This window comes from Flavobacterium sp. LAR06 (assembly GCF_041946075.1).
Lineage (GTDB): Bacteria > Bacteroidota > Bacteroidia > Flavobacteriales > Flavobacteriaceae > Flavobacterium.
The window spans coordinates 147,781-169,029 of sequence record NZ_JAUTYT010000003.1; the positions used below are offsets into that span (position 1 = coordinate 147,781).

Here is a 21,249-nt window from a genome sequence, read left to right on the forward strand (position 1 = left end):
TTTATTTTAAGAAGAAAGGTGTCATAAAACCTTTCAATAACAAAGGTAGAGAATATTTTAGAATTGAATTTTAAAAGTTATATTAAAATAAAAAATATATAACAAAAACAAATAAAATTGTTATGTTTTTCTATATTTGAAAGACTAAAAAAACGAATCCCCAATTATGATCTTTTACAGACAAGACCTTACCGACGCCAAATTATTGGAATTATATAAAAAACTTCTTAAACCCCGTTTGATCGAAGAAAAGATGTTAATCCTTATTCGCCAGGGAAAAATATCAAAGTGGTTCTCCGGCATAGGACAGGAAGCAATTGCAGTAGGAGTGACGTCTGTTTTGGATGAGTCCGAATATGTTTTGCCAATGCACAGGAATTTGGGCGTTTTTACTTCACGGAATATCCCTTTACACCGCTTATTTTCTCAGTGGCAAGGAAAGGCAAATGGATTTACAAAAGGCAGGGATCGTAGTTTTCATTTTGGAACCCAGGAATATAAAATTATAGGGATGATCTCGCATTTGGGACCGCAATTAGGGGTCGCAGACGGAATCGCCCTAGCCAATAAACTTCAAAACAATAAAAAAATCACTGCCGTTTTTACAGGTGAAGGCGCTACAAGTGAAGGAGATTTTCACGAAGCATTAAATATTGCTGCTGTGTGGAAATTACCTGTCATGTTTATTATTGAAAATAACGGTTACGGGCTTTCAACACCAACAAATGAGCAATATCAATGTACCAACCTTGCTGATAAAGGAATTGGTTATGGCATGGAGAGTCATATTATTGATGGAAATAATATTCTGGAAGTTTATAACAAACTTTCAGAGTTAAAAGAACAAATGCAAAATGATCCCCATCCTGTTTTATTAGAGTTCAAAACTTTTAGAATGCGCGGACATGAGGAAGCAAGTGGTACCAAATATGTTCCGCAGGAATTAACGGACGAATGGGCTGTAAAAGATCCAGTGACAAATTACCGCGATTATTTGACTAAAATTGGTGTTTTAACAGCTGAATTTGACGAGCAGCTTCATGATGAAATTAAGCAGGAAATTGATGAAAATATAGCCATATCAAATGCTGAACCTGAAATCACCCCAACTTATAGTGGAGAATTAGATGATGTTTATAAACCTTTTATTTATGAGGAAGTTAATCCTTCATCAGAAATTAAAAATATTCGATTTATTGACGCAATAAGAAATAGTTTGGAGCAATCCATGCAAAAGCACAAAAACCTGATTATTATGGGGCAGGATATTGCCGAATATGGGGGTGCTTTCAAAATTACAGATGGCTTTGTTGAGTTTTTTGGAAAGGATAGAGTTCGTAATACTCCAATTTGCGAAAGTGCCGTAGTTTCTGCAGGAATGGGATTGTCAATTAATGGATACAAAGCAATTATAGAAATGCAGTTTGCTGATTTTGTTTCAACAGGATTTAATCCGATTGTGAATTTACTGGCTAAATCACATTACCGTTGGGGCGAAAAAGCCGACGTCGTGGTTCGTATGCCTTGTGGCGGCGGTACCCAGGCAGGACCTTTTCATTCACAGACAAACGAAGCCTGGTTCACCAAAACTCCTGGTTTAAAAGTAGTTTATCCGGCTTTTCCTTATGATGCAAAAGGTTTATTGAACAGTTCAATAAATGATCCAAATCCGGTTTTATTTTTTGAACATAAACAATTATACAGAAGTGTTTATCAGGATGTTCCAACAGATTATTATGCAATTCCCTTAGGAAAAGCGGCTGTTTTAAAAGAAGGAAATAAAGTAACTATAATTGCCTTTGGAGCTCCTGTTCACTGGGCTTTAGAAACCTTAGAGAAAAATCCTGAAATCGATGCTGATTTAATCGACTTAAGAACCCTTCAGCCTTTAGATACGGAAACCATTTTTGCTTCAGTAAGAAAGACCGGAAAAGTAATTATTTATCAGGAAGACACTATGTTTGGTGGAATTGCCAGCGATATTTCGGCTCTAATTATGGAAGAATGTTTTGAATATTTGGATGCTCCGGTAAAAAGAGTAGCCAGTTTAGATTCGCCAATTCCGTTTACAAAAGCATTAGAAGACCAGTTTTTACCCAAAAATCGTTTTGAAGCCGTTTTATTTGATTTACTAAAATATTAAGCACAGAAGTATATTGCTTTGCAGAATGAACATTTTTTTTATCTTTAAAACATAAAAACTTAACTTATGAAAAAACTGTTTGTTTCATTTTTTGCCATCTCATTACTTTTTTCCTGTAATAAAAACACTAAAACTACTGATAAAGTCTTAGATCAGAAGTTTGACAAATACAAAGAAGGGTTTGTTACTTCGTTGTGGAAAATAAATCCAGGTTGGGCTTCCGGCGTTGGTTATCATAAATTAGACAGCGTTTTGGTAGTTCCTGATGCCAATGAAACAAAAGTACAACTCGATTTTGCCAATGCCCAGTTGGACTCCTTAAAACAATACGATATTGAAAGTTTGTCTGACAATAATAAGACCGACTTTCAAATGATTAAAAATCAACTTGAGGCTTCAATCTTTAGTATTAAAGAATTAAAATCATCTGAATGGAATCCTTCAGAATACAATGTTTGTGGTGCTTTCGCAGAAATTTTAAATGGAAATTATGATTCATTAGAAGTTCGTTTGCGAGCTTTTAATATTAAAATGAATGCTATTCCGGCTTATTACGAAGCTGCTAAAAGGAATATTAAAAACCCAACAATTGAACATACAGATCTTGCCATTGCTCAAAACATTGGAGGTTCTACAGTTTTTGAAGCCGATTTAAATACAGCTTTAGAACAAAGTAAATTGAGTGCTGCTGAGAAAAAAGAAATGCAGGACAAAGCAAAAGTTTCAATAAAAGCGATTAAAGATTATGCTGAATGGCTGCAGAATCTACCAAATAAGACACCTCGTTCTTTTAGATTAGGGTCTGATTTGTATGCCAAAAAATTCAATTTTGACATTCAGTCTAGTTATACTGCTGACGAAATTTATAAAATTGCCGTTGATCATAAAAATGATTTACATGATAAAATGTTTGTTTTGGCTGATAAGCTTTGGAAGAAATACAAAGGAAACGCGCCAAAACCAGCCGACAAACTGGATTTAATCAAACAGGTGATTGATAAAATTTCATTGCAGCACACCACTCCTGAGAAATTTCAATCAGAAATTGAAAAACAGATTCCAGAGTTAACAGCATATGTTAAAGACAAAGATTTATTATATATTGATCCATCAAAACCTTTAGTAGTGCGCAAGGAACCGGCTTATATGGCAGGTGTTGCCGGCGCTTCGATTTCAGCTCCGGGGCCTTATGATAAAAATGCTAATACCTATTATAATGTTGGAAGTATGTCGGGTTGGACGGCTGAAAATGCTGAAAGTTACTTACGTGAATACAACGATTATATTCTTCAAATTTTAAACATTCACGAAGCCATTCCCGGACATTACACTCAATTGGTTTACAGCAATCAATCACCAAGTATTATCAAATCTATTTTAGGAAATGGTGCAATGGTAGAAGGCTGGGCCGTTTATGCTGAAAAAATGATACTGGAGAGCGGTTACAAAAACTCTGATGAAATGTGGTTGATGTATTACAAATGGAATTTAAGAACAACCTGTAATACTATTCTAGACAACAGTGTACACACAAAAGATATGTCTAAGGAAGAAGCTATGAGATTGCTTACCAGAGAAGCTTTTCAGCAACAAGCAGAGGCGGAAGGGAAGTGGAAGCGTGTAACTTTATCACAAGTGCAACTATGTTCTTATTTTACAGGATATACCGAAATTTACAACCTGCGAGAAGAGCTTAAGAAAAAGGAAGGAGATAAATTTAACTTGAAACAATTTCATGAAAAATTCCTAAGTTTTGGAAGTGCTCCGGTAAAATACATTAAGGAATTGATGTTGTCTAAAGAATAGATTTTCTAAGACATTTTAATTATAAAAGGTTTGATAAGATAGTAATCTCGTCAAACCTTTTATAGTTATTATATTTTCTAATCAGAATTGTATCCTGCCCTAATTGCCAAAAAATGAAGTATAACAGGATTTAGAAACTCTAGATTTTCATCGTCTATATTTAATGAAATCTTTGGTTTTGAAACCCAATTTTTCTGTTTTAATTGAGAAACTCTAACCTCTTTAAAATAATAAGAAAAATTACCATCAAGAGCAATAAAGTAATCCTGTTTTATATATAATCTTTTGCCGAAGTTATAGATTATTCTTGTATTTGTTATTTCTGATATATTCTCTGTAACTAATTCATTCTGGTACAAAATTTTATAATAAGTTTTTACAAAAGTCATTTTATATTTTACCTCTAGAAGTAAAATATCATTGTGATTGTAAATCATTATGATCCTGTTATTCCAGTTAAATTTTACCTTCGAATAAAATAACAGCTCCTCATTTTTATATACATATAAACTCTCCTTTTTATCTCGGAGAATTTCTATTTCCATTTTTAAAACCTAATTCGAATTTGATTCCAATTCAAACAATTGCACCTGACTTTTCAATCGGTCAATCAATAAATTCATCATTCTTTTATTTAAACTTGAAGAGTTTTGAATATAAGTTTCATATTCTTCAATCGTAAAAAGTGCCATGACAATTCCTTTTAAAGAATTTCTGAATTTAATATCTTTTTGAATGGAGTTTTCTATTACCTGAAGCTTCTTTTCGACGGTGTACGAATAGAAATCGGCTTTGTTTTTATTTACATAGTTGATAAACACCGCAATAAACAAATCATTTTGAAGTTTTAAAATAGGCCTAATCGTCTGATTTTGAAACAACTCATCTGCTGAAGATTGAGCACTTACAGTTCCTAAAGTTTCGCCTCTGAATTCTCTTAAAAAAGTGTCTCTATCTGCCATGTTTTTTCTTTAAATTTAGAAAAAATTCCAATACAAAAAATCTATTTTTACTCTTATAAATTAAAATTATGCGATTTCATACCAGAAAGTGGGTCAAGCCCGAAGATTTAAATCCAAACGGAACTTTATTTGGCGGAAAATTATTAGCGTGGATTGATGAAGAATTAGCTTTGTACTCTATCGTACAGCTTCAGAATCCGAAAGTGGTTACCAAATACATGTCAGAAATCAATTTTAAAAGCTCCGCACGTCAAGGCGATATTGTAGAAATTGGTATTGATGTCGTTAAATTCGGAAATACTTCACTTGTTTTAAAGTGTGCCGTAAGAAACATGATGACACGTGAAATTATCATTACAATTGACCACACTACAATGGTAAATCTGGATGAAGATGGAAAACCAAAAGCCCACGGAAAAACGCAAATCGAATTCGTAAAAGATCGTTTGTAATTTTTTCTCAACCCTATCAGTGATATTAATTTCACTTTAACTAAGCCTTAAAAAAACAAGAATGTTTAAAAATTTTATAGCTGTTTCTATTCTATTTGCCTTTTTAATGTCTTGCAATTCTAAAGAAGAAAAAGACAAATACAATCGTGTTTTTTATCGTGCTGTAAATGGCAAAGACACGGCAATTCTAGACATTAAAATAAACGATAAAAGATTTTACGGACGTTATGAAATAGTATATCATAATTTAGGAAAGGATTCAGGCGATGTAAGAGGGGATATGAAAGGCGACACACTTAGAGGTGATTATCATTTTATCTCTAACGGAGGAAGCTGGAAAAGAATACCGATCGCTTTATTGCAAAAGGATAATAAACTGATTCTCGGAAAGGGCGTCATCGGAACTTATTTCAATCTTCCGCTTTTTATTCCTGAAATCCCTATCGAATACAACAACTCTGAGTTTGTTTTTGAAAAGATAGAAAAGTAGTTTCAGGTTTTCTTTATTTCAGGTTTCAAGTTATAGCGCTGTATTTAACCGCAAAGATTCAAAGTTTTACGCTATGAACGCAAAGTTATCACTTGCAAACCTTGCGAATAAACCTTTGAATCTTTGCGGTTAAATTATGTTCAAAGGCAAACAACCTGAAACCTGAAACAAAATAAACTTTAATCTAATCTTCCAATTTTCGAAGGCAACTCGAATATCTCTAAATCAAAATATTCTACAGAAGCCATTACGTGATCAAAAATATCGGCCATGATATATTCGTAGTTCGCCCAGCGTTTATCACTTGAAAAAGCATAAATCTCTAACGGAACACCATGCTCGGTTGATTGGAGCTGACGACACATGATATGCATGTTTTTATTCAATCCTGGATGATCAATTAAATACTGCATAATGTATTTTCTAAACAAACCTAAATTAGTCATGTTGCGGCCGTTTAATGCTAATGTTTTATCAACACCTCGCAGGTCATTGTATTTTTCAATCTCAGCCTGTCTGGTTAAGATATAAGAAGAAATAAGCTGTACTTTTTTCATCTGATTCAAATCTTCATTTGTCAGGAAACGAATACTGCTGCTTTTGATTAGAACATGTCTTTTAATACGTCTTCCATCAGATTTTTGCATACCGCGCCAGTTCTGAAAAGAGTCTGAACTCAAAGCATAAGTTGGAATCGTGGTAATAGTGTTATCAAAATTTCGAACTTTTACGGTTGTCAAATTGATTTCAATAACATCTCCATCGGCACCAAATTTATCCATTGTAATCCAGTCGCCAATACGAACCATATCGTTAATTGCCACCTGAACACTCGAAACAAATCCTAAAATTGTATCTCGGAAAATCAAGATTATAATTGCCGAAAGTGTTCCTAAAATAGTAAGCAATTCACCTTTTTTGATTCCGAATAAGGTCGAAATAATCATCGCAACACCAAAAATCCAAAGGACAATCATAATAACCTGAACGAAACTATCGATTGGTTTATCGCTGTATTCCGGTTTTTGCTTTAAATAATCACGTAAGGCATTAAAAATCGTTCTGATAATCCATAAACTGATCAAAACGATATAAATACCAACTATTTTCCCAAAAAGGGTTTCCCAATATTCATAACGATCCAGAATAATGGGTACAGCCTTATAAATAAAGAAAAACGGAATTAAATACGCCGTGTATTTTGTGGTTTTATTGTGAATTAAATAATCGTCAAATTTTGTTTTAGTTTTTTGCGCAAAAATTGCTGTCAAAGTAACTAAAACAAACTTGGCAACATAATAAATGGCGTAAGCCAATGCCACCATAATGGCAATATTAAAGATCAGGCTGATATAAGACGCAAAGTTGCGGCTCATTCCCCAATCTCTAAAAAGCGGATATAAAAAGTTAAATATTTTATCCAAAGGCTTATGCATTATTTTCTAAATATTTTTTCTCAATGTAGAAAGTTCCAAACGGAATAAGAGAGGCTATCAAAATAATTCCAAAGGTTTTTAAATCCCAATTTTGAGATTTTTTTAATAAAAATGCCAATATAATATAACCAATAAACAATATACCGTGCGTCATTCCTAAAGGACGTAATAAGGTGTGGTAAAGTTCAGGATTGTTGGTTTTAATAAAAAGCATGTTTGCGAATAAAACTAAATAGGAGATTCCTTCTAAAATTGCAGTAACTTTGAAAATCTTGAGCATGTATCTATTTTTTGAAATTATACAAGCAAAATTAAGTATTATGGTTGGTTTTTGTGGTATGAAAACAGAAACTAATTTATTTTTGTATTCTTAAACTTTGATAATGAGTAAGCGCGATTTAAAAAAATATTTAGCCGAATTAAACAAGGAACAACTCGAAGAACAAATTATCGAATTATACGAGAAATTTGTTCCGGTAAAAACCTTTTATGATTTTGTTTTTAATCCAAAAGAAGACAAACTTTTACAGGAAAGTAAAACAAAGATTTCTCATGAATACTTTCCGATCAAAAAACCAAATGCCAAATGGCGCCCAAAAGCAAAAATGCGACGTTCTGTTGCGCAGAAAATGATCAAACATTTTATTGTGTTAGGAGTTGATCCTTTCATTATTGCCGATTTGATGTTGTATAATATCGAAATAGCGCAAACGTTTTCTTCAGGAAACTTTGTAAAGCAGGAATTATTTTACAAAAGCATACTTAATTCTTTCGAACAAGCTGTAAATTTTATAATTTCTAACGGAATTTTATCTGAATTTAAAACAAGAATTTTAGAAATTCAACAGCAAACTATTCAACAAAAATGGAAAAACAAGTACGATTTTGAGGCAATTTTGGACAAAATCGACTTATAAAAACACTTCTCATAAAAAATCTTATTTAAAAAAATCATTTATTTTAGGTTAAAATAAGATGAATAACTGTTTTTTAGGTGTATTTTTGCAAAAATCCAAAAATAAACAATGTCTCAAAACACTTTAGAAATAGAAAGAGAAGAGAAAAAAGAACTTTATGCATACCAAAAAGGCGATATTGATGCCATTTTTGAACGTTTAGATAATGCTCCAGCTCAACATCATTTATTGTATCAATTACCTACAGGTGGTGGGAAAACAGTAATTTTTTCCGAAATCGTTCGTCGTTATTTAGCTAATAACGATAAAAAAGTGGTTGTCTTAACACACCGTATCGAACTTTGTAAGCAAACCTCAAAAATGCTTAAAGGGTTTGGTGTTAGCAACAAAATAATCAATAGTAAAGTGAAAGAATTGCCAGATCAAAACGATTATTCTTGTTTTGTGGCGATGGTTGAAACTTTAAAAAACCGTATCAATGACGAGAAATTACATCTTGATAACATTGGTTTGGTCATTATTGATGAGGCGCATTACAATTCATTTAGAAAATTATTAAACTCATTCAAAAATGCTTTTATTCTTGGAGTAACAGCAACACCTTTGAGTTCGAATATAAAATTACCAATGCACCAGAGTTATGATGAACTTATTGTAGGTGATACTATTAGTTCATTAATTGACAAAGGATTTCTTGCTCGCGCTACAACGTATAGCTATGATGTTGGTTTGACCTCATTAAAAGTAGGTATTAACGGAGATTATACCGTAAAATCATCTGATGATTTGTATACCAATACCATCATGCAGGAAAAGCTTTTACATGCATACACAGAGCGTTCCTTAGGTAAAAAGACTTTGATTTTCAATAACGGTATTCATACTTCATTATATGTATATGAAACGTTTAGAGAAGCAGGTTACGACATCAGACATCTTGATAACACAAGTAGTTCGGAGGAACGTAAAGATATTTTGGCATGGTTCAAAAAAACGCCGGATGCAATTTTAACTTCTGTTGGAATTTTGACGACCGGTTTTGATGAACCAACTGTAGAGACCATTATCTTAAACAGAGCCACAAAATCATTAACTTTATATTACCAGATGATTGGCCGCGGATCTCGTAAATTACCTGGTAAAGATGAGTTTACGGTGATCGATTTAGGTAATAATGCTGCACGTTTTGGTTTATGGAGTGAGCCGGTAAACTGGCAGCATATCTTTAAATCACCTGAGTTTTATTTGGAAAATCTGCGTGATGATACTGAAATCGAATTGTATTTCAAATACAGTATGCCACCGGAATTACGTGCGAAATTCAGTAAAACTGCCGATGTTACTTTTGATGTTGATGAAGAACATAAATTAATAATCAAACAAAATTTACGCTCTAAAGTAGTATTGGACAAATCGTTAGAGCAGCACGCTTCAATGTGTGTAGATAACACTGAAACCTTACAAGAAGCAAAATCATTAGGAAAAGAACTTGATGATGATATCGAATGCCGTATTAAACGTTATGCAAAATGTTTAAGTCAATGCAGTAAAAACTACCGTGAATGGCTTGTTGATGATTATAAAAAGAATATGACCTTATTGATCGGAAAAAAATACCGTGAAAAAATCATGAACGAACCGGATTGATCTGGAAAGGTTAAAAAAGTTTCAGGTTTCAGGTTTCAAATTATTGGAATCTACAGACAACTTGGAACCTGAAACTTGAAACAAAAAAACAATAAAAACAAAAATTAAAACATGTCTAAACAATTCTCAGCATTAGGAGTTTCAGCACCAATTTTAAAAGCGTTAAGCGAATTGAACATTGTTGAGCCAACAGAAATTCAACAAAAAACAATTCCGTTGCTTTTAGCAGAAAGTCATGATGTTGTAGGTTTAGCTAAAACAGGAACTGGAAAAACCGCTGCTTTTGGATTACCATTATTACAGTTAGTTAATACTGATATAGCAACCGTTCAAGCTGTAATTTTAGTTCCAACCAGAGAACTTGGACAACAAATATTTAGAAATTTAGAGGATTTTGGAAAACATATTCCAAATATCGCTATAGCTTCAACTTGTGGTGGAATCCCAATAAAACCACAAATTGAACGCCTAACACAGCCAACTCAAATTGTTGTGGCTACACCAGGACGTTTGATTGATTTGATTCAGAGAAAGGCAATTGATTTAAAAGAAACTCAATATTTAGTTTTAGATGAAGCCGATGAAATGGTTTCAATCCTAAAAGAAAGTTTAGATGAAATTGTTGCTGAACTTCCTAAAAAACACCGCACTTTATTGTTTTCTGCAACGTTGCCTGGAACAATCAAACAACTGATTCAAAATTACTTAAATAAAAATGTAGTTCAGGTGAGTGCCAATATGGAAACTGTAGGTAATCAAGGAATCGATCACGAATATATTGTAGTTGACCCAATTGAGAAATTAGATGTTTTAATGCATTTTTTAAATTCAAAAGATGGAGAACGCGGAATCATTTTCTGTAAAACTAAAGCTGCAGTCAATAAATTAGCAAAAAACTTAGCTATAAATCGTTTTTCTTCAGGAGCGCTTCATGGTAGTTTATCACAGGGGATTCGTGACAGAATTATGGAACAATTCCGTGAAGGACATATTAATATCTTAGTTGCTACAGACTTAGCAGCGAGAGGGATCGATGTGAAAGAAATTTCTTATGTAGTCAATTACCATTTGCCTGATACTTACGAAACTTACGTTCACAGAAGCGGAAGAACGGCAAGGGCAGGAGCAAAGGGACTTTCCTTAACTGTTTTGCAAGAAGAGGAAGTAATTGAAATTCCGGAATTTGAGAAAGAATTAGGGATTAAATTCACTAAATTCCAAAAACCTTCTGTTATTAGCTTAGAAGAAAACAATACCCTTTTATGGGCAAAACAAATCTTCAAAACAAAGCCTAATCACGACATTTCAGCTGATTTAAAAACAAAAGTAAAAACTGTTTTTCATCATCTTACTAAAGATGAATTAATAGAAAAACTGATGGCTAATTATGTTTTGCAGAACAAAGTTGAAATAACAGAAAAGCCTGTTAAAAAATTCAAAAAGTAGCAATCACAGTTACTCTTTTTCCTTATTAATATTGTAATTTTATGGAGTAGTAACACTCTTTAAAAGCAAAATTATAATGGCAGATATTGAAGTAAAAAGAATAACAATAAACGAGCTTGCTCAATTGCAAAAAATCGGCAGACAAACTTTTCAGGAAACTTTTTCGGACTCAAATTCTGAGGAAAATATGAAAAGTTATTTGGAAAACGGATTTTCAACTGAAAAACTAACTTCCGAACTTAATAATAAAGATTCAGAATTTTATTTTGCAACTCTTGAAGATACCGTAATTGGTTATCTAAAAGTAAACTTCGGAGAATCTCAAACCGAATTAAAAGACAATAAAGCCCTTGAAATTGAACGAATCTATGTTTCAAAAGAATTTCACGGTAAAAAGGTAGGACAATTACTTTACGACAAAGCAATAGAGGTTGCCAGACAAAAAAACACTGAATATGTATGGTTAGGTGTTTGGGAAGAAAATTTGCGAGCACTAAGTTTTTATAGAAAAAATGGTTTTGTTGAATTTGACAAACACATTTTTAAATTAGGAAATGACGAGCAAACAGACATCATGATGAAACTTAAATTGTCAAATTAATTCCACAAGAATTTAAAAGAAAACTCAAAATAGGGTTTTATATGTAGAATTATAATGTTAAATTTATAGAACTGCTAAAGCAGCATCGTTTTATTCATGAATCCTACTTAATAGAGACATATATGAAGATAGTCATTATAGGAGGTGGTTTTGCCGGAATCAATCTTGCAAAAGAACTTGTAAACCATCCTCAAATACAAGTAACACTTGTAGACAAAAACAATTACAACTTTTTTCCACCACTAATATATCAGGTTGCAACAGCTTTTCTTGAACCATCAAGTATCAGTTATCCCTTCAGAAAATTTTTTGCAGGTAAAAAAAATCTGCAATTCCGTTTGGGAGAATTACTTTCTGTTGTTCCGGAAGAAAACAGAATAATTCTCAGCAATGGAGAATTAACCTATGATCATTTGGTTTTTGCTACTGGAGCTGAAACAAGTTATTTTGGAATGGAAAACGTTATGAAAAACGCTATTCCGATGAAAACCTTAAATGATGCCATCGAAATGCGTAATGCATTGCTTAAAAATCTGGAAAAAGCAGCTATCTGTAAGGATATTAGAAAACGTCGTAAATTATTGACAATTGTCGTAGCAGGAGGGGGGCCAACAGGAGTGGAAGTTTCTGGAATGTTTGCAGAAATGCGTAAGAACATTTTATTAAAAGAGTATCCGGAATTAGAAACTTCTGCAAGTAATGTTTATTTGGTCGATGGGGGAGACGCACTACTCTCTCCTATGAGTGAAGCGTCTCAAAAAGATACTTTAGAAGCACTTACAAAACTAGGGGTTGTCGTTAAATTACATACTCGTGTTACAGATTACGTTGACGATACCGTATATTTTGAAAATGGAGAAACCATCAAAACCAAAAATTTAATTTGGGCTGCCGGAGTTTCCGCTAAACTTTTTGACGGAATTCCGAAAGAAAGTTATGGCCGTGGCAGACGTATGGCAACTGATCAATTTAATAAAGTAAACGGTTTTCAAAATATATATGCTATTGGTGATACTGCCATTCTAGCTGGAGATGCAAAATTCCCAGATGGGCATCCACAGGTTGCACAGGTTGCAATTCAACAAGGTTTGAATTTGGCGAAGAACTTTAAAGCAATGGTTCAAAATAAACCTTTGAAACCATTCGCATACAAAGACAAAGGTTCAATGGCAATTATAGGAAAAAATCAAGCTGTAGTGGATCTTCCAAGTCCAAAATGGCATTTTAAAGGTTTTATCGCATGGATAATTTGGTTATTTATCCATCTAATTTCTTTGATTACCTATAGAAACAGATTAAATACTTTTTGGAATTGGATGGTCGCTTATTTTGCAAGAGATCAATCTCTTAGAATGATTATCAGACCGGACAAAAAGCAACAACTCGAATAACACAAGTCTAAATTAAATAAAAAAGCCAGAATTTAATTCTGGCTTTTTTATTTTATTCTGCGGTAGTTGGATCAATAACACCAAAAACCTCGCTAACTGAATTGGCGGGAAAACCACCTAATTTTGCATGTTCATAAACCATTTCTTCATTTGGTGCAATGTATACACAATAGATTTTATCGTTTGTGACATAACTGTTTACCCATTGAATTTGAGTTCCTAGTTGATTAAGTACCCCACATGAGGTTTGTGAAATATCTTTTAATTGATCAGATGTAAGTTTACCGGCATTTGGGATTTCCCTTTCGATTACATATTTAGGCATAATAATTACTGATTATTTTCCTACTCATGTGGCTTTTCGGTTTCGCCCCGTTTTTCAAAATGGTTTCTGGATTCCATTTAATTTTAAGCCTTATAAAATTACGAAATAAAGAACAGTAAAATACTAAAAACCAGAATTTTAAAAATTTAAAAATATTAATGAACAACGGGAATTTCACTTTCACTATCAACTGCCACCTGTTCTTTGATGAAACGTTTTCCAATGTTCAAGACAACAAGCGCAATTAGGGTAGTTACGGTCATAATAAGAACCATTGGAGCAACTGAATCTTTCACAAAAACGCCGACAGCAAAAGAAGCTAATGCTCCCAAACCTAATTGAATCGCTCCCATCAAAGCTGAAGCACTACCGGCATTTTTAGCAAAAGGAGCCATTGTAAGTCCGGCAGTATTTGGGTTTGATATTCCCAAACAACCTAAAAATAAGAATAACATTGCAATAGTTTCGTACAGTCCCAAAAGATTATTGACCGAAAGTAGTAAAAAAACAATACTGATTATGGATTGCGAGACCAAAGCTGCCAAAATCATTTGCTCGCTGGAAAATCTCTTTAATAAAAGAGAATTTAACTGGCTTGAACCAATAAAACTCACGGACATAAAGGCAAAAATCCAACCGTATGTTTTTGCATCAACATGATAAATATCCATAAAAATTATAGGAGAGGCGGCTACATAAGTAAATAATCCAGAAAAAGCTATAGAACCCGTAAATGCATAGGTATAAAACTGAGGCTCTTTTAACACTTTCATAAAATTAGAAATGATTGGTTTTGGCTTTAAAGAAATTGAAATATCCGGCTTATACGAATTTGGCAAACCCACTTGTGAAGCAATCAAAATCACGATTCCCATACACATTAATATAAGGAACACAATATGCCAACCGAAATATTCTGTTACATAACCGCCAATTGTTGGTGCTAACATCGGCGAAAGACCAAGAACCAGCATTAACAATGAAAATACTTTTGGAATATCCTTTACAGGAAACAAATCACGCACCATAGCTACTGAAGCAACAGTTGCAGCACAACTTCCAATTGCCTGAATAAAACGCAATAAAATGAAAGTATCAATATCACTAACGTAGATACATCCTAAAGATGCTAAAATATATACCATTAAACCAACAAACAAAGGCTTTTTTCGTCCAAAACGATCTAATAGGGGCCCATATAGCAATTGTCCGGCTGAAATTCCAATAAAATAACTTGATAAAGTCATCGATACTTTAGCTACAGTTGTGTGCAAATCCTTGGCAATACCTGAAAAACCAGGTAAATACATATCGATTGAAAAAGGTCCAAGAGCGGTTAAAGAACCTAAAATAAGTATGAGTTGAATGTATTTTTTCGTTGTCATTTTCTTAAAAAATTGCTTTTTAATTTAAAATATCAATTAATATTTACTATCTTGTTAAATATAATAACCATTTTTATACAAAATATGGTTATTATGTAAGTTTTCAAAAATGTTTTGAAACATTAACCATAAAATTTAAATTATGAAAAAATTCACTTTACTATTAGCGCTTATTTTTACAACAATTTCATTTGCGCAGACAATCACTTCAAAACAAGAAGATGCAAATGTAGAACAATACGCATTGCTTACAAAAGTAAATCAGTATTATCCGGACATTACTCTAAACAAAACAATTACTAATTTTTACGCAGATGGACGAATTATTGATTCACAACAACAATTTGATTTAAAAGGAACAAAATTTTCAAGTTATAAAATTGGTATCGAACCAGGTAATAAAAAATTGTTATTTGAATATGTTTCAGATGAAACTGGAAAAGTTTTTGGTGACGTTCAGCTTTTCAAAGGAAATGTCTTGAGAACAACATTCTCGGATAAAAACAATGAAATTGAAGTTTCCTTAAACGGTAAATCAGTTTATTTGAAGAAACTTTAATTCGCTTCAAAATTATAAAGAAAAAGCATCCGCTATAACGGATGCTTTTTTAATTTATATTTGACTCACAATTTTAAATGTCAAATTTCCTTAAATGAAAAAATTAATCTTTTTATTAGCATTTATTTCTTTTACAACGTATGCCCAAACTAATCGCTTTACAGGAACCTGGAGCAATGAAAATTGTAAGGGCTGTAGCAAAAAATATATTTTTAAAATGACTATAGCGCAATCTAACTATAAAATTGTGGGAACTGCAGAAGTTACAAGCGACAACGCAGAATTGAATTCTGGCGTTATGGATATTACTGGTAATGTATATGTTCTTGGTGACAAAGCTCAGATAAAAATTAAGGCTTCAAACGGTCAAGCAACAAACGCTGTACTATATGTAAATGAAAATGTTATGCAATTCAATAAAGGAGGTGGCTCTGATTTAGTGCCAGATGAAACAATTATGACAAAGCTGTACGAATAAGACAACTTTTGACTTATATCATTTTGACCTATAATTTATATTATGTAAAATAGAATATTTTAAAACTTGCTTCTATCACTATAATTGTCCTTTTAAACTATTTTATGACTGTTTGGTTTTATGAGAATGCGATAAACAAAAAAAATTAAAGTGCAGTGACTTCTGTTGAAATTTAATAATCAGTTGTTTTTAAAACATTTAAAACAAAACGAAAGTTAAATAATAAAGAAATTATCCAATAAAAAATCATTTTAAAGCTTGTATAACCATAAAATTTAACATTTCTTTAAAATAATTACATTCTGCTAAAGATGCTTTCATTGTAAGACTTTATTTTATTATTTTTACATTCGATACTTTAAAAAAATTATCAAACGTATGAATACAATTGCTGAGCATATTGCCGATTTTTTAAAAGAATACCCGCCATTTGATAATTTGACTTTTCAGGAATTATCTGATATTGCAACCAATATCAGAGTCATTAATTTAGAAAAGCATACTGTTTTGTTTCAAAACAACGACGTACTTCATGATAGTTTTTATGTTGTGGCATCTGGTGTCATAAATTTAACCACAATCGCTGATGCCGAAGAAACAATCATCAATAAGTGTCATGAGGGAGATATTTTTGGGTTAAGACCTTTTTTTGCCAAAAATAACTATATGATGACTGCGAAAGCACGTGAAGAAAGTATTATATATGCTATTCCAATCGCTATTTTCCGACCTTTTGTAGCCAATAATTCAGATGTTTTAAACTTTTTACTGGAAAGTTTTGCTATAAATTCAAGACACACAAAAGACAGTGTAAATACAAACGGAAAAGTGATTTCTGATACTTCATTTTATGTCGATCAGCAATCTGAAATGCAATACATTCAATCTCTAACCTATAATAACTCGCCTTTAACAACTGAAGCCAATCATGTTGTAAAAGATGTTGCTATTTTAATGACTGAAGCGATGGTTGATAACATTATTGTATGCGAGAAAAACAAACCAATTGGAATTGTTACTGCTACAGATTTATCATCAAAAATCGCCACAGGACGCTATCCTATTACAGAGACGATTGATAAAATTATGTCTTCGCCTGTCGTTACTGTAATTGAAAACGTATCTCTTGCTGAAGCGCAGTTATTAATGCTAAAACATAATGTAACGCATTTGTGTGTTACTAAAGATGGTACAAATAAATCTGCTGTTAAAGGAATTATTTCTGAGCACGATCTAATTGTCGCTCAAGCCAGTAACCCTGGCGTTTTGATTAAAGAAATCAAACGTTCCCAGCTTCCTAAAGACTTAAAACAAATACGTGATCGTCTGTCTGATTTGATTCAGAATTCAATTCAGAAGAACATCCCAATTTCACATATTAGTAATATCGCCAGCGAAATTAACCTTGCCATTATTAAGCGCGCTGTCGAATTATCAATTTTAGATTTGGGCTCACCTCCTGCCCGATTTGCATGGTTAAGCATTGGTAGCCAAGGTCGTAAAGAGCAGCTTTTATTGACCGATCAGGATAGTATTTTAATTTTTGAAGATGTTACTCCTGATAAATACAGAGAAACAAAAGATTATTTTTTAAGATTGGCAAAAAGAGCAACGGCTATACTAGAAAAAGTGGGCTATGAGTATTGTCCAAACGGCCACATGGGAAGCAATATGTTATGGTGTAAATCATTGACAGACTGGACAAAGCAATACAATAGCTGGATGAATACTCCTGGTGAAAACAGTAATGATTTAAGCAGTATTTTCTTTGATTACGAGATTGTTTTTGGAGAACCTAAAATTGAAGAAGTAATTGAAAATGTTATTTTTAAAAATGCAGTAAACAATACTTTATTCTTTGACTTTTTAGGAAACGATGCATTAAAAAGAAATTCTCCCTTAAGCTTCTTCAAAAAATTCATAGTTGAAGAAGAAGGCCCAAATAAAACAAAATTTGACATTAAAACCCGTGCTTTAATGCCTTTGATTGATGGAGCGCGTTTGTTAATTTTGAATGCAAATATTAAAGGAATAAAAAATACTTATTTAAGATTCAAGCAGTTAGCAATAACTGACTCTAAAAATGCTGAAATATATTTAAGTTGTGCTGAAGCTTTTTTAACTTTATCTAAATTTAGAACTGTTGAAGGATTGAAAAATGATGATTCAGGACAATACATCAATCTTAGAGAAATGTCTAAAACAGATAAGGAAAAATTGAAAAATGCTTTGACACCAATGAAAGACCTTGAGGAATTAATTAAGAGTAAATTTCAACTTACCCAATTCTCATAAAATATGCTAGACTGGCTGAAAAATATTAATAAAGAATATCCGGATTTCTGGAAAGACTATTTAACAAAATTTGAGACGAAACCCAATCGATTCGTGGTTTTATCTACTGAAACTTCAGGATTAAATCCCGATAAGGATGTTATTTTATCTTTAGGAGCATTTTCAGTTATTGATGACGGTATTGTAATTAAAGATAATTTTGAATCGGTTTTACTGCAATATAAATACCTACAGGATAACGGACTTTCAAATGAATTTATCATTGAAAGTAAAATGACAAAAATGCCAGAGCCTGATGCATTAGAAGCTTTTATAAACTTTTTGGGAAATGCAATTTTAGTAGGTCATCATATTAACTTCGATATCGAAATGCTAAATTCAGCTTTAGAACGTCTGGATTGTGGCAGAATAAAAAATGAAGCTTTGGATGTTGATGTGATGTACCGAAAACTAATGGATGTTAACGACAAACAGTTTTCGCTGGATGATTTATGCGAAATATATAAAATTCCTAAAAGCGATAGAAATTCTTCTTCTGAAGATGCGTACAGAATTGCCCTTTTATTTTTGAAGCTAAAATCGAGATTGGGAATCAAATAAAATTAAATCATAAAAAATGCCTCTTAAATTAAGAGGCATTTTTATTTTAATCTATTTCAGAATTAAGAAATTCTTTCTTTCATAATTTCTTCAACAACTTCAGGGTTTAATAATGTTGAAGTATCTCCAAAATTAGAAAAATCCCCTTCCGCTATTTTACGTAGAATTCTACGCATAATTTTTCCAGATCGTGTTTTTGGTAAACCAGAAACAAACTGAATTTTATCTAATTTTGCGATTGGTCCAATATGGTCTGCAATATATTGATTAATTTCTTTAACCAGGTTTTCTTTATTTCTAACTTCTCCTGTTTCTTTTAGAATTACATAGCCATAAAGAGCATTTCCCTTAATATCATGAGGGAAACCAACAATTGCAGATTCTGCAACAGCCTGGTGTTCGTTAATCGCATCTTCAATAGGAGCTGTCCCTAAATTATGTCCGGAAACAATTACAACATCATCTACTCTACCGGTGATTCTGTAATAACCAACTTCGTCTCTAAGCGCACCGTCTCCTGTAAAATATTTTCCAGGGAAAGACGAGAAATAAGTGTCTTTGTAACGTTGGTGATCTCCCCAAATCGTTCTGGCAATTCCAGGCCATGGGAATTTAATACATAAACTTCCAACTACTTGGTTTCCTTCAATCTCGTTGCGTTTCTCATCCATTAAAACCGGCTGAATTCCTGGTAAAGGCAAAGTTGCATAAGTTGGTTTTGTCGGGGTTACGAAAGCAATAGGAGAAATCATGATCCCGCCAGTTTCGGTTTGCCACCATGTATCCACCACCGGACATCTTTTATCTCCAACGTGGTCATTAAACCAGTGCCATGCCTCTTCATTGATTGGCTCTCCAACTGATCCAATAACTTTTAGGGATTTTAGAGGATATTTTTGAATATAATCTAAACTTTCTTTCGCTAGTGAACGAATGGCAGTTGGTGCTGTGTAGAATTGTGTGATTTTATGTTTTTCGATAATATCCCAAAAACGACTAAAATCCGGATAAGATGGAACTCCTTCAAAAATTACGGTTGTTCCTCCGTTCAATAATGGACCATATAATATATAAGAGTGACCTGTAATCCAACCAATATCAGCAGTACACCAGAAAATATCATTTTCTTCATGGGCAAAAACATTTTTAAAAGTGTACGCAGTATAAACCATGTATCCTGCTGTAGTATGAACCATACCTTTTGGTTTTCCTGTAGAACCGGAAGTATACAAAATAAACAAAGGATCTTCAGCATCCATAATTTCAGCAACACTGTTATCTAGAGCTACATCCAACAAAGGTTGTAACCATTGATCACGACCTTCTTTCATTTTAATTTCAGTCTGAGTTCTTTTAACCACTAAAACCTTAGAAACTGAAGGGCAAGAATCTAATGCTTCATCAACAATTCCTTTAAGGTCAATAGTTTTATTTCCTCTATAACCTCCATCAGATGTGATTACCATTTTACATTCACAATCAATGATTCTGGCAGAAACTGCAGAAGCAGAAAATCCTGCAAAAATCACAGAGTGAATTGCTCCTATTCTGGCACAAGCCAAAACAGCAACAGCCAATTCAGGAATCATTGGCAAATAAATACAAACTCTATCTCCTTTACGAACACCTTGCTCACGCAAAACATTCGCCATTTTTGATACTCTTTCGTAAAGTTCGTTATATGTTATATGTAAAGCTTCTTCAGAAGGATCATTCGGTTCAAAGATAATAGCCGTTTTTTCTCCTCTTTTGCTTAAATGTCTATCGATACAGTTTTTTGTAATATTAACTTTAGCTTCAGTAAACCATTTTACTTCAGCATCAGCCATATTAAAATCAACCACTTTTTCCCATTGTTGATACCAAGTAAAATTTTCTTCAGCTATTTTTCCCCAGAATTTCCTTGGTTCTCTTATTGACTTATTGTAATGTTTAAAATATTGTTCTAAATTTTCAATTTTATAATAACTCATATGTTTTTGGAATTTTTTTATAAATGTATTAAATATCAGCGTATTCTTAAAATTATTTAATTCATAAATTTTGGCAAAAAAAAACACATATCAAAAAAAATATTACCTTTTAATATTTATAATTTAAATTTTAGTTTTTTGCATCAAAATACCTATCGTAAAAAAGGCATGATAAATAAATACCATGCCTTTTTAATTTTAACAATTTCAATAACAATTAATTTTTTGTAATTCTGTATTACAATCCGCAATTCTATTTTGAAAATAGCAGCAGCTTTATTAATTAAAATAGAAATCTCTACAAGTATATCTATCACTAAACATACCCCATTATACGGGATTA

20 protein-coding genes are annotated in these 21,249 nt (G+C 32.6%); 13 read left to right on the forward strand and 7 right to left on the reverse strand.

What is annotated here, in order from left to right; all coding sequences use genetic code 11:
- Window positions 1-166: 166 nt before the first annotated feature.
- Window positions 167-2,143 carry a thiamine pyrophosphate-dependent enzyme gene (locus Q7C23_RS05740; protein ID WP_375031606.1) on the forward strand — a complete coding sequence of 659 codons (1,977 nt, stop codon included), beginning with the start codon at window positions 167-169 and terminating at the stop codon, window positions 2,141-2,143.
- Window positions 2,144-2,209: 66 nt separating this feature from the next.
- The gene (locus tag Q7C23_RS05745) at window positions 2,210-3,949 is read left to right on the forward strand and encodes a DUF885 domain-containing protein (RefSeq protein WP_375031607.1); all 1,740 of its coding nucleotides are present in this window, start codon (window positions 2,210-2,212) and stop codon (window positions 3,947-3,949) included.
- A 77-nt stretch (window positions 3,950-4,026) separates the two neighbouring features.
- On the opposite strand, the gene Q7C23_RS05750 is transcribed toward Q7C23_RS05745, so the two are convergent.
- Together Q7C23_RS05750 and Q7C23_RS05755 are read right to left on the reverse strand one after the other, a co-directional pair.
- Complete coding sequence (locus Q7C23_RS05750; RefSeq protein ID WP_375031608.1) at window positions 4,027-4,494, reverse strand: hypothetical protein; 468 nt, start codon at window positions 4,492-4,494, stop codon at window positions 4,027-4,029.
- A gap of 9 nt (window positions 4,495-4,503) precedes the next feature.
- A complete protein-coding gene (locus Q7C23_RS05755; protein WP_026985104.1) occupies window positions 4,504-4,911 on the reverse strand; it encodes a hypothetical protein in 408 nt (135 codons plus the stop codon).
- A gap of 68 nt (window positions 4,912-4,979) precedes the next feature.
- On the opposite strand from Q7C23_RS05755, the gene Q7C23_RS05760 reads away from it, so the two are divergent.
- On the forward strand, window positions 4,980-5,363 hold the full coding sequence (locus tag Q7C23_RS05760; protein WP_192184498.1) for an acyl-CoA thioesterase: 384 nt from the start codon (window positions 4,980-4,982) through the stop codon (window positions 5,361-5,363).
- Window positions 5,364-5,424: 61 nt separating this feature from the next.
- Window positions 5,425-5,853: a hypothetical protein gene (locus Q7C23_RS05765; protein WP_375031609.1), complete on the forward strand. Its 429-nt coding sequence runs from the start codon at window positions 5,425-5,427 to the stop codon at window positions 5,851-5,853.
- 179 nt (window positions 5,854-6,032) lie between these two features.
- Here Q7C23_RS05765 and Q7C23_RS05770 read toward each other — a convergent pair whose 3' ends face one another.
- Both Q7C23_RS05770 and Q7C23_RS05775 read right to left on the reverse strand, forming a co-directional pair.
- Window positions 6,033-7,289, reverse strand: coding sequence for a mechanosensitive ion channel family protein (locus Q7C23_RS05770; protein ID WP_375031610.1), 1,257 nt, complete (start codon window positions 7,287-7,289; stop codon window positions 6,033-6,035).
- Window positions 7,282-7,569: a DUF3817 domain-containing protein gene (locus tag Q7C23_RS05775; protein ID WP_375031611.1), complete on the reverse strand. Its 288-nt coding sequence runs from the start codon at window positions 7,567-7,569 to the stop codon at window positions 7,282-7,284. The genes Q7C23_RS05770 and Q7C23_RS05775 overlap by 8 nt, the downstream gene beginning before the upstream one ends.
- Window positions 7,570-7,672: 103 nt before the next feature.
- On the opposite strand from Q7C23_RS05775, the gene Q7C23_RS05780 reads away from it, so the two are divergent.
- The 5 genes from Q7C23_RS05780 (at window position 7,673) to Q7C23_RS05800 (ending at window position 13,291) form a co-directional block, all read left to right on the forward strand.
- Complete coding sequence (locus tag Q7C23_RS05780; protein ID WP_375031612.1) at window positions 7,673-8,206, forward strand: DUF6155 family protein; 534 nt, start codon at window positions 7,673-7,675, stop codon at window positions 8,204-8,206.
- Between the two features lie 108 nt (window positions 8,207-8,314).
- Entirely contained in the window at window positions 8,315-9,853 is a 1,539-nt protein-coding gene (locus Q7C23_RS05785; protein ID WP_375031613.1) for a DEAD/DEAH box helicase, read from the forward strand.
- Window positions 9,854-9,964: 111 nt separating this feature from the next.
- Window positions 9,965-11,299 carry a DEAD/DEAH box helicase gene (locus tag Q7C23_RS05790; RefSeq protein ID WP_375031614.1) on the forward strand — a complete coding sequence of 445 codons (1,335 nt, stop codon included), beginning with the start codon at window positions 9,965-9,967 and terminating at the stop codon, window positions 11,297-11,299.
- A gap of 76 nt (window positions 11,300-11,375) precedes the next feature.
- Window positions 11,376-11,900 carry a GNAT family N-acetyltransferase gene (locus tag Q7C23_RS05795; RefSeq protein WP_375031615.1) on the forward strand — a complete coding sequence of 175 codons (525 nt, stop codon included), beginning with the start codon at window positions 11,376-11,378 and terminating at the stop codon, window positions 11,898-11,900.
- Window positions 11,901-12,022: 122 nt separating this feature from the next.
- Window positions 12,023-13,291, forward strand: coding sequence for an NAD(P)/FAD-dependent oxidoreductase (locus Q7C23_RS05800; protein WP_375031616.1), 1,269 nt, complete (start codon window positions 12,023-12,025; stop codon window positions 13,289-13,291).
- A 52-nt stretch (window positions 13,292-13,343) separates the two neighbouring features.
- Here the strand turns inward: Q7C23_RS05800 and Q7C23_RS05805 are convergent, their stop codons facing one another.
- Window positions 13,344-13,616: a DUF4242 domain-containing protein gene (locus Q7C23_RS05805; RefSeq protein ID WP_089354782.1), complete on the reverse strand. Its 273-nt coding sequence runs from the start codon at window positions 13,614-13,616 to the stop codon at window positions 13,344-13,346.
- A 155-nt stretch (window positions 13,617-13,771) separates the two neighbouring features.
- Window positions 13,772-15,001: a multidrug effflux MFS transporter gene (locus tag Q7C23_RS05810; RefSeq protein WP_375031617.1), complete on the reverse strand. Its 1,230-nt coding sequence runs from the start codon at window positions 14,999-15,001 to the stop codon at window positions 13,772-13,774.
- Between the two features lie 142 nt (window positions 15,002-15,143).
- Between Q7C23_RS05810 and Q7C23_RS05815 the strand changes: the two genes are divergently transcribed.
- The 4 genes from Q7C23_RS05815 (at window position 15,144) to Q7C23_RS05830 (ending at window position 18,933) form a co-directional block, all read left to right on the forward strand.
- Complete coding sequence (locus Q7C23_RS05815) at window positions 15,144-15,560, forward strand: hypothetical protein (RefSeq protein ID WP_375031618.1); 417 nt, start codon at window positions 15,144-15,146, stop codon at window positions 15,558-15,560.
- A 94-nt stretch (window positions 15,561-15,654) separates the two neighbouring features.
- Window positions 15,655-16,038 (forward strand): hypothetical protein, encoded by a 384-nt coding sequence (locus Q7C23_RS05820; RefSeq protein WP_375031619.1) that lies wholly within the window; start codon window positions 15,655-15,657, stop codon window positions 16,036-16,038.
- Between the two features lie 378 nt (window positions 16,039-16,416).
- Window positions 16,417-18,333, forward strand: coding sequence for a DUF294 nucleotidyltransferase-like domain-containing protein (locus Q7C23_RS05825; RefSeq protein ID WP_375031620.1), 1,917 nt, complete (start codon window positions 16,417-16,419; stop codon window positions 18,331-18,333).
- A 3-nt stretch (window positions 18,334-18,336) separates the two neighbouring features.
- Complete coding sequence (locus Q7C23_RS05830) at window positions 18,337-18,933, forward strand: exonuclease domain-containing protein (RefSeq protein WP_375031621.1); 597 nt, start codon at window positions 18,337-18,339, stop codon at window positions 18,931-18,933.
- 62 nt (window positions 18,934-18,995) lie between these two features.
- Here the strand turns inward: Q7C23_RS05830 and acs are convergent, their stop codons facing one another.
- Window positions 18,996-20,906 carry an acetate--CoA ligase gene (acs, locus tag Q7C23_RS05835; protein WP_375031622.1) on the reverse strand — a complete coding sequence of 637 codons (1,911 nt, stop codon included), beginning with the start codon at window positions 20,904-20,906 and terminating at the stop codon, window positions 18,996-18,998.
- Between the last annotated feature and the right edge of the window lie 343 nt (window positions 20,907-21,249).

Excerpts from the sequence above, each read along its gene's own strand:
- Q7C23_RS05740 (WP_375031606.1), top strand. The coding sequence starts at position 167 with ATGATCTTTTACAGACAAGACCTTACCGACGCCAAATTATTGGAATTA.
- Q7C23_RS05745 (WP_375031607.1), top strand. The coding sequence starts at position 2,210 with ATGAAAAAACTGTTTGTTTCATTTTTTGCCATCTCATTACTTTTTTCC.
- Q7C23_RS05750 (WP_375031608.1), bottom strand. The coding sequence starts at position 4,494 with ATGGAAATAGAAATTCTCCGAGATAAAAAGGAGAGTTTATATGTATAT.
- Q7C23_RS05755 (WP_026985104.1), bottom strand. The coding sequence starts at position 4,911 with ATGGCAGATAGAGACACTTTTTTAAGAGAATTCAGAGGCGAAACTTTA.
- Q7C23_RS05760 (WP_192184498.1), top strand. The coding sequence starts at position 4,980 with ATGCGATTTCATACCAGAAAGTGGGTCAAGCCCGAAGATTTAAATCCA.
- Q7C23_RS05765 (WP_375031609.1), top strand. The coding sequence starts at position 5,425 with ATGTTTAAAAATTTTATAGCTGTTTCTATTCTATTTGCCTTTTTAATG.
- Q7C23_RS05770 (WP_375031610.1), bottom strand. The coding sequence starts at position 7,289 with ATGCATAAGCCTTTGGATAAAATATTTAACTTTTTATATCCGCTTTTT.
- Q7C23_RS05775 (WP_375031611.1), bottom strand. The coding sequence starts at position 7,569 with ATGCTCAAGATTTTCAAAGTTACTGCAATTTTAGAAGGAATCTCCTAT.
- Q7C23_RS05780 (WP_375031612.1), top strand. The coding sequence starts at position 7,673 with ATGAGTAAGCGCGATTTAAAAAAATATTTAGCCGAATTAAACAAGGAA.
- Q7C23_RS05785 (WP_375031613.1), top strand. The coding sequence starts at position 8,315 with ATGTCTCAAAACACTTTAGAAATAGAAAGAGAAGAGAAAAAAGAACTT.
- Q7C23_RS05790 (WP_375031614.1), top strand. The coding sequence starts at position 9,965 with ATGTCTAAACAATTCTCAGCATTAGGAGTTTCAGCACCAATTTTAAAA.
- Q7C23_RS05795 (WP_375031615.1), top strand. The coding sequence starts at position 11,376 with ATGGCAGATATTGAAGTAAAAAGAATAACAATAAACGAGCTTGCTCAA.
- Q7C23_RS05800 (WP_375031616.1), top strand. The coding sequence starts at position 12,023 with ATGAAGATAGTCATTATAGGAGGTGGTTTTGCCGGAATCAATCTTGCA.
- Q7C23_RS05805 (WP_089354782.1), bottom strand. The coding sequence starts at position 13,616 with ATGCCTAAATATGTAATCGAAAGGGAAATCCCAAATGCCGGTAAACTT.
- Q7C23_RS05810 (WP_375031617.1), bottom strand. The coding sequence starts at position 15,001 with ATGACAACGAAAAAATACATTCAACTCATACTTATTTTAGGTTCTTTA.
- Q7C23_RS05815 (WP_375031618.1), top strand. The coding sequence starts at position 15,144 with ATGAAAAAATTCACTTTACTATTAGCGCTTATTTTTACAACAATTTCA.
- Q7C23_RS05820 (WP_375031619.1), top strand. The coding sequence starts at position 15,655 with ATGAAAAAATTAATCTTTTTATTAGCATTTATTTCTTTTACAACGTAT.
- Q7C23_RS05825 (WP_375031620.1), top strand. The coding sequence starts at position 16,417 with ATGAATACAATTGCTGAGCATATTGCCGATTTTTTAAAAGAATACCCG.
- Q7C23_RS05830 (WP_375031621.1), top strand. The coding sequence starts at position 18,337 with ATGCTAGACTGGCTGAAAAATATTAATAAAGAATATCCGGATTTCTGG.
- acs (WP_375031622.1), bottom strand. The coding sequence starts at position 20,906 with ATGAGTTATTATAAAATTGAAAATTTAGAACAATATTTTAAACATTAC.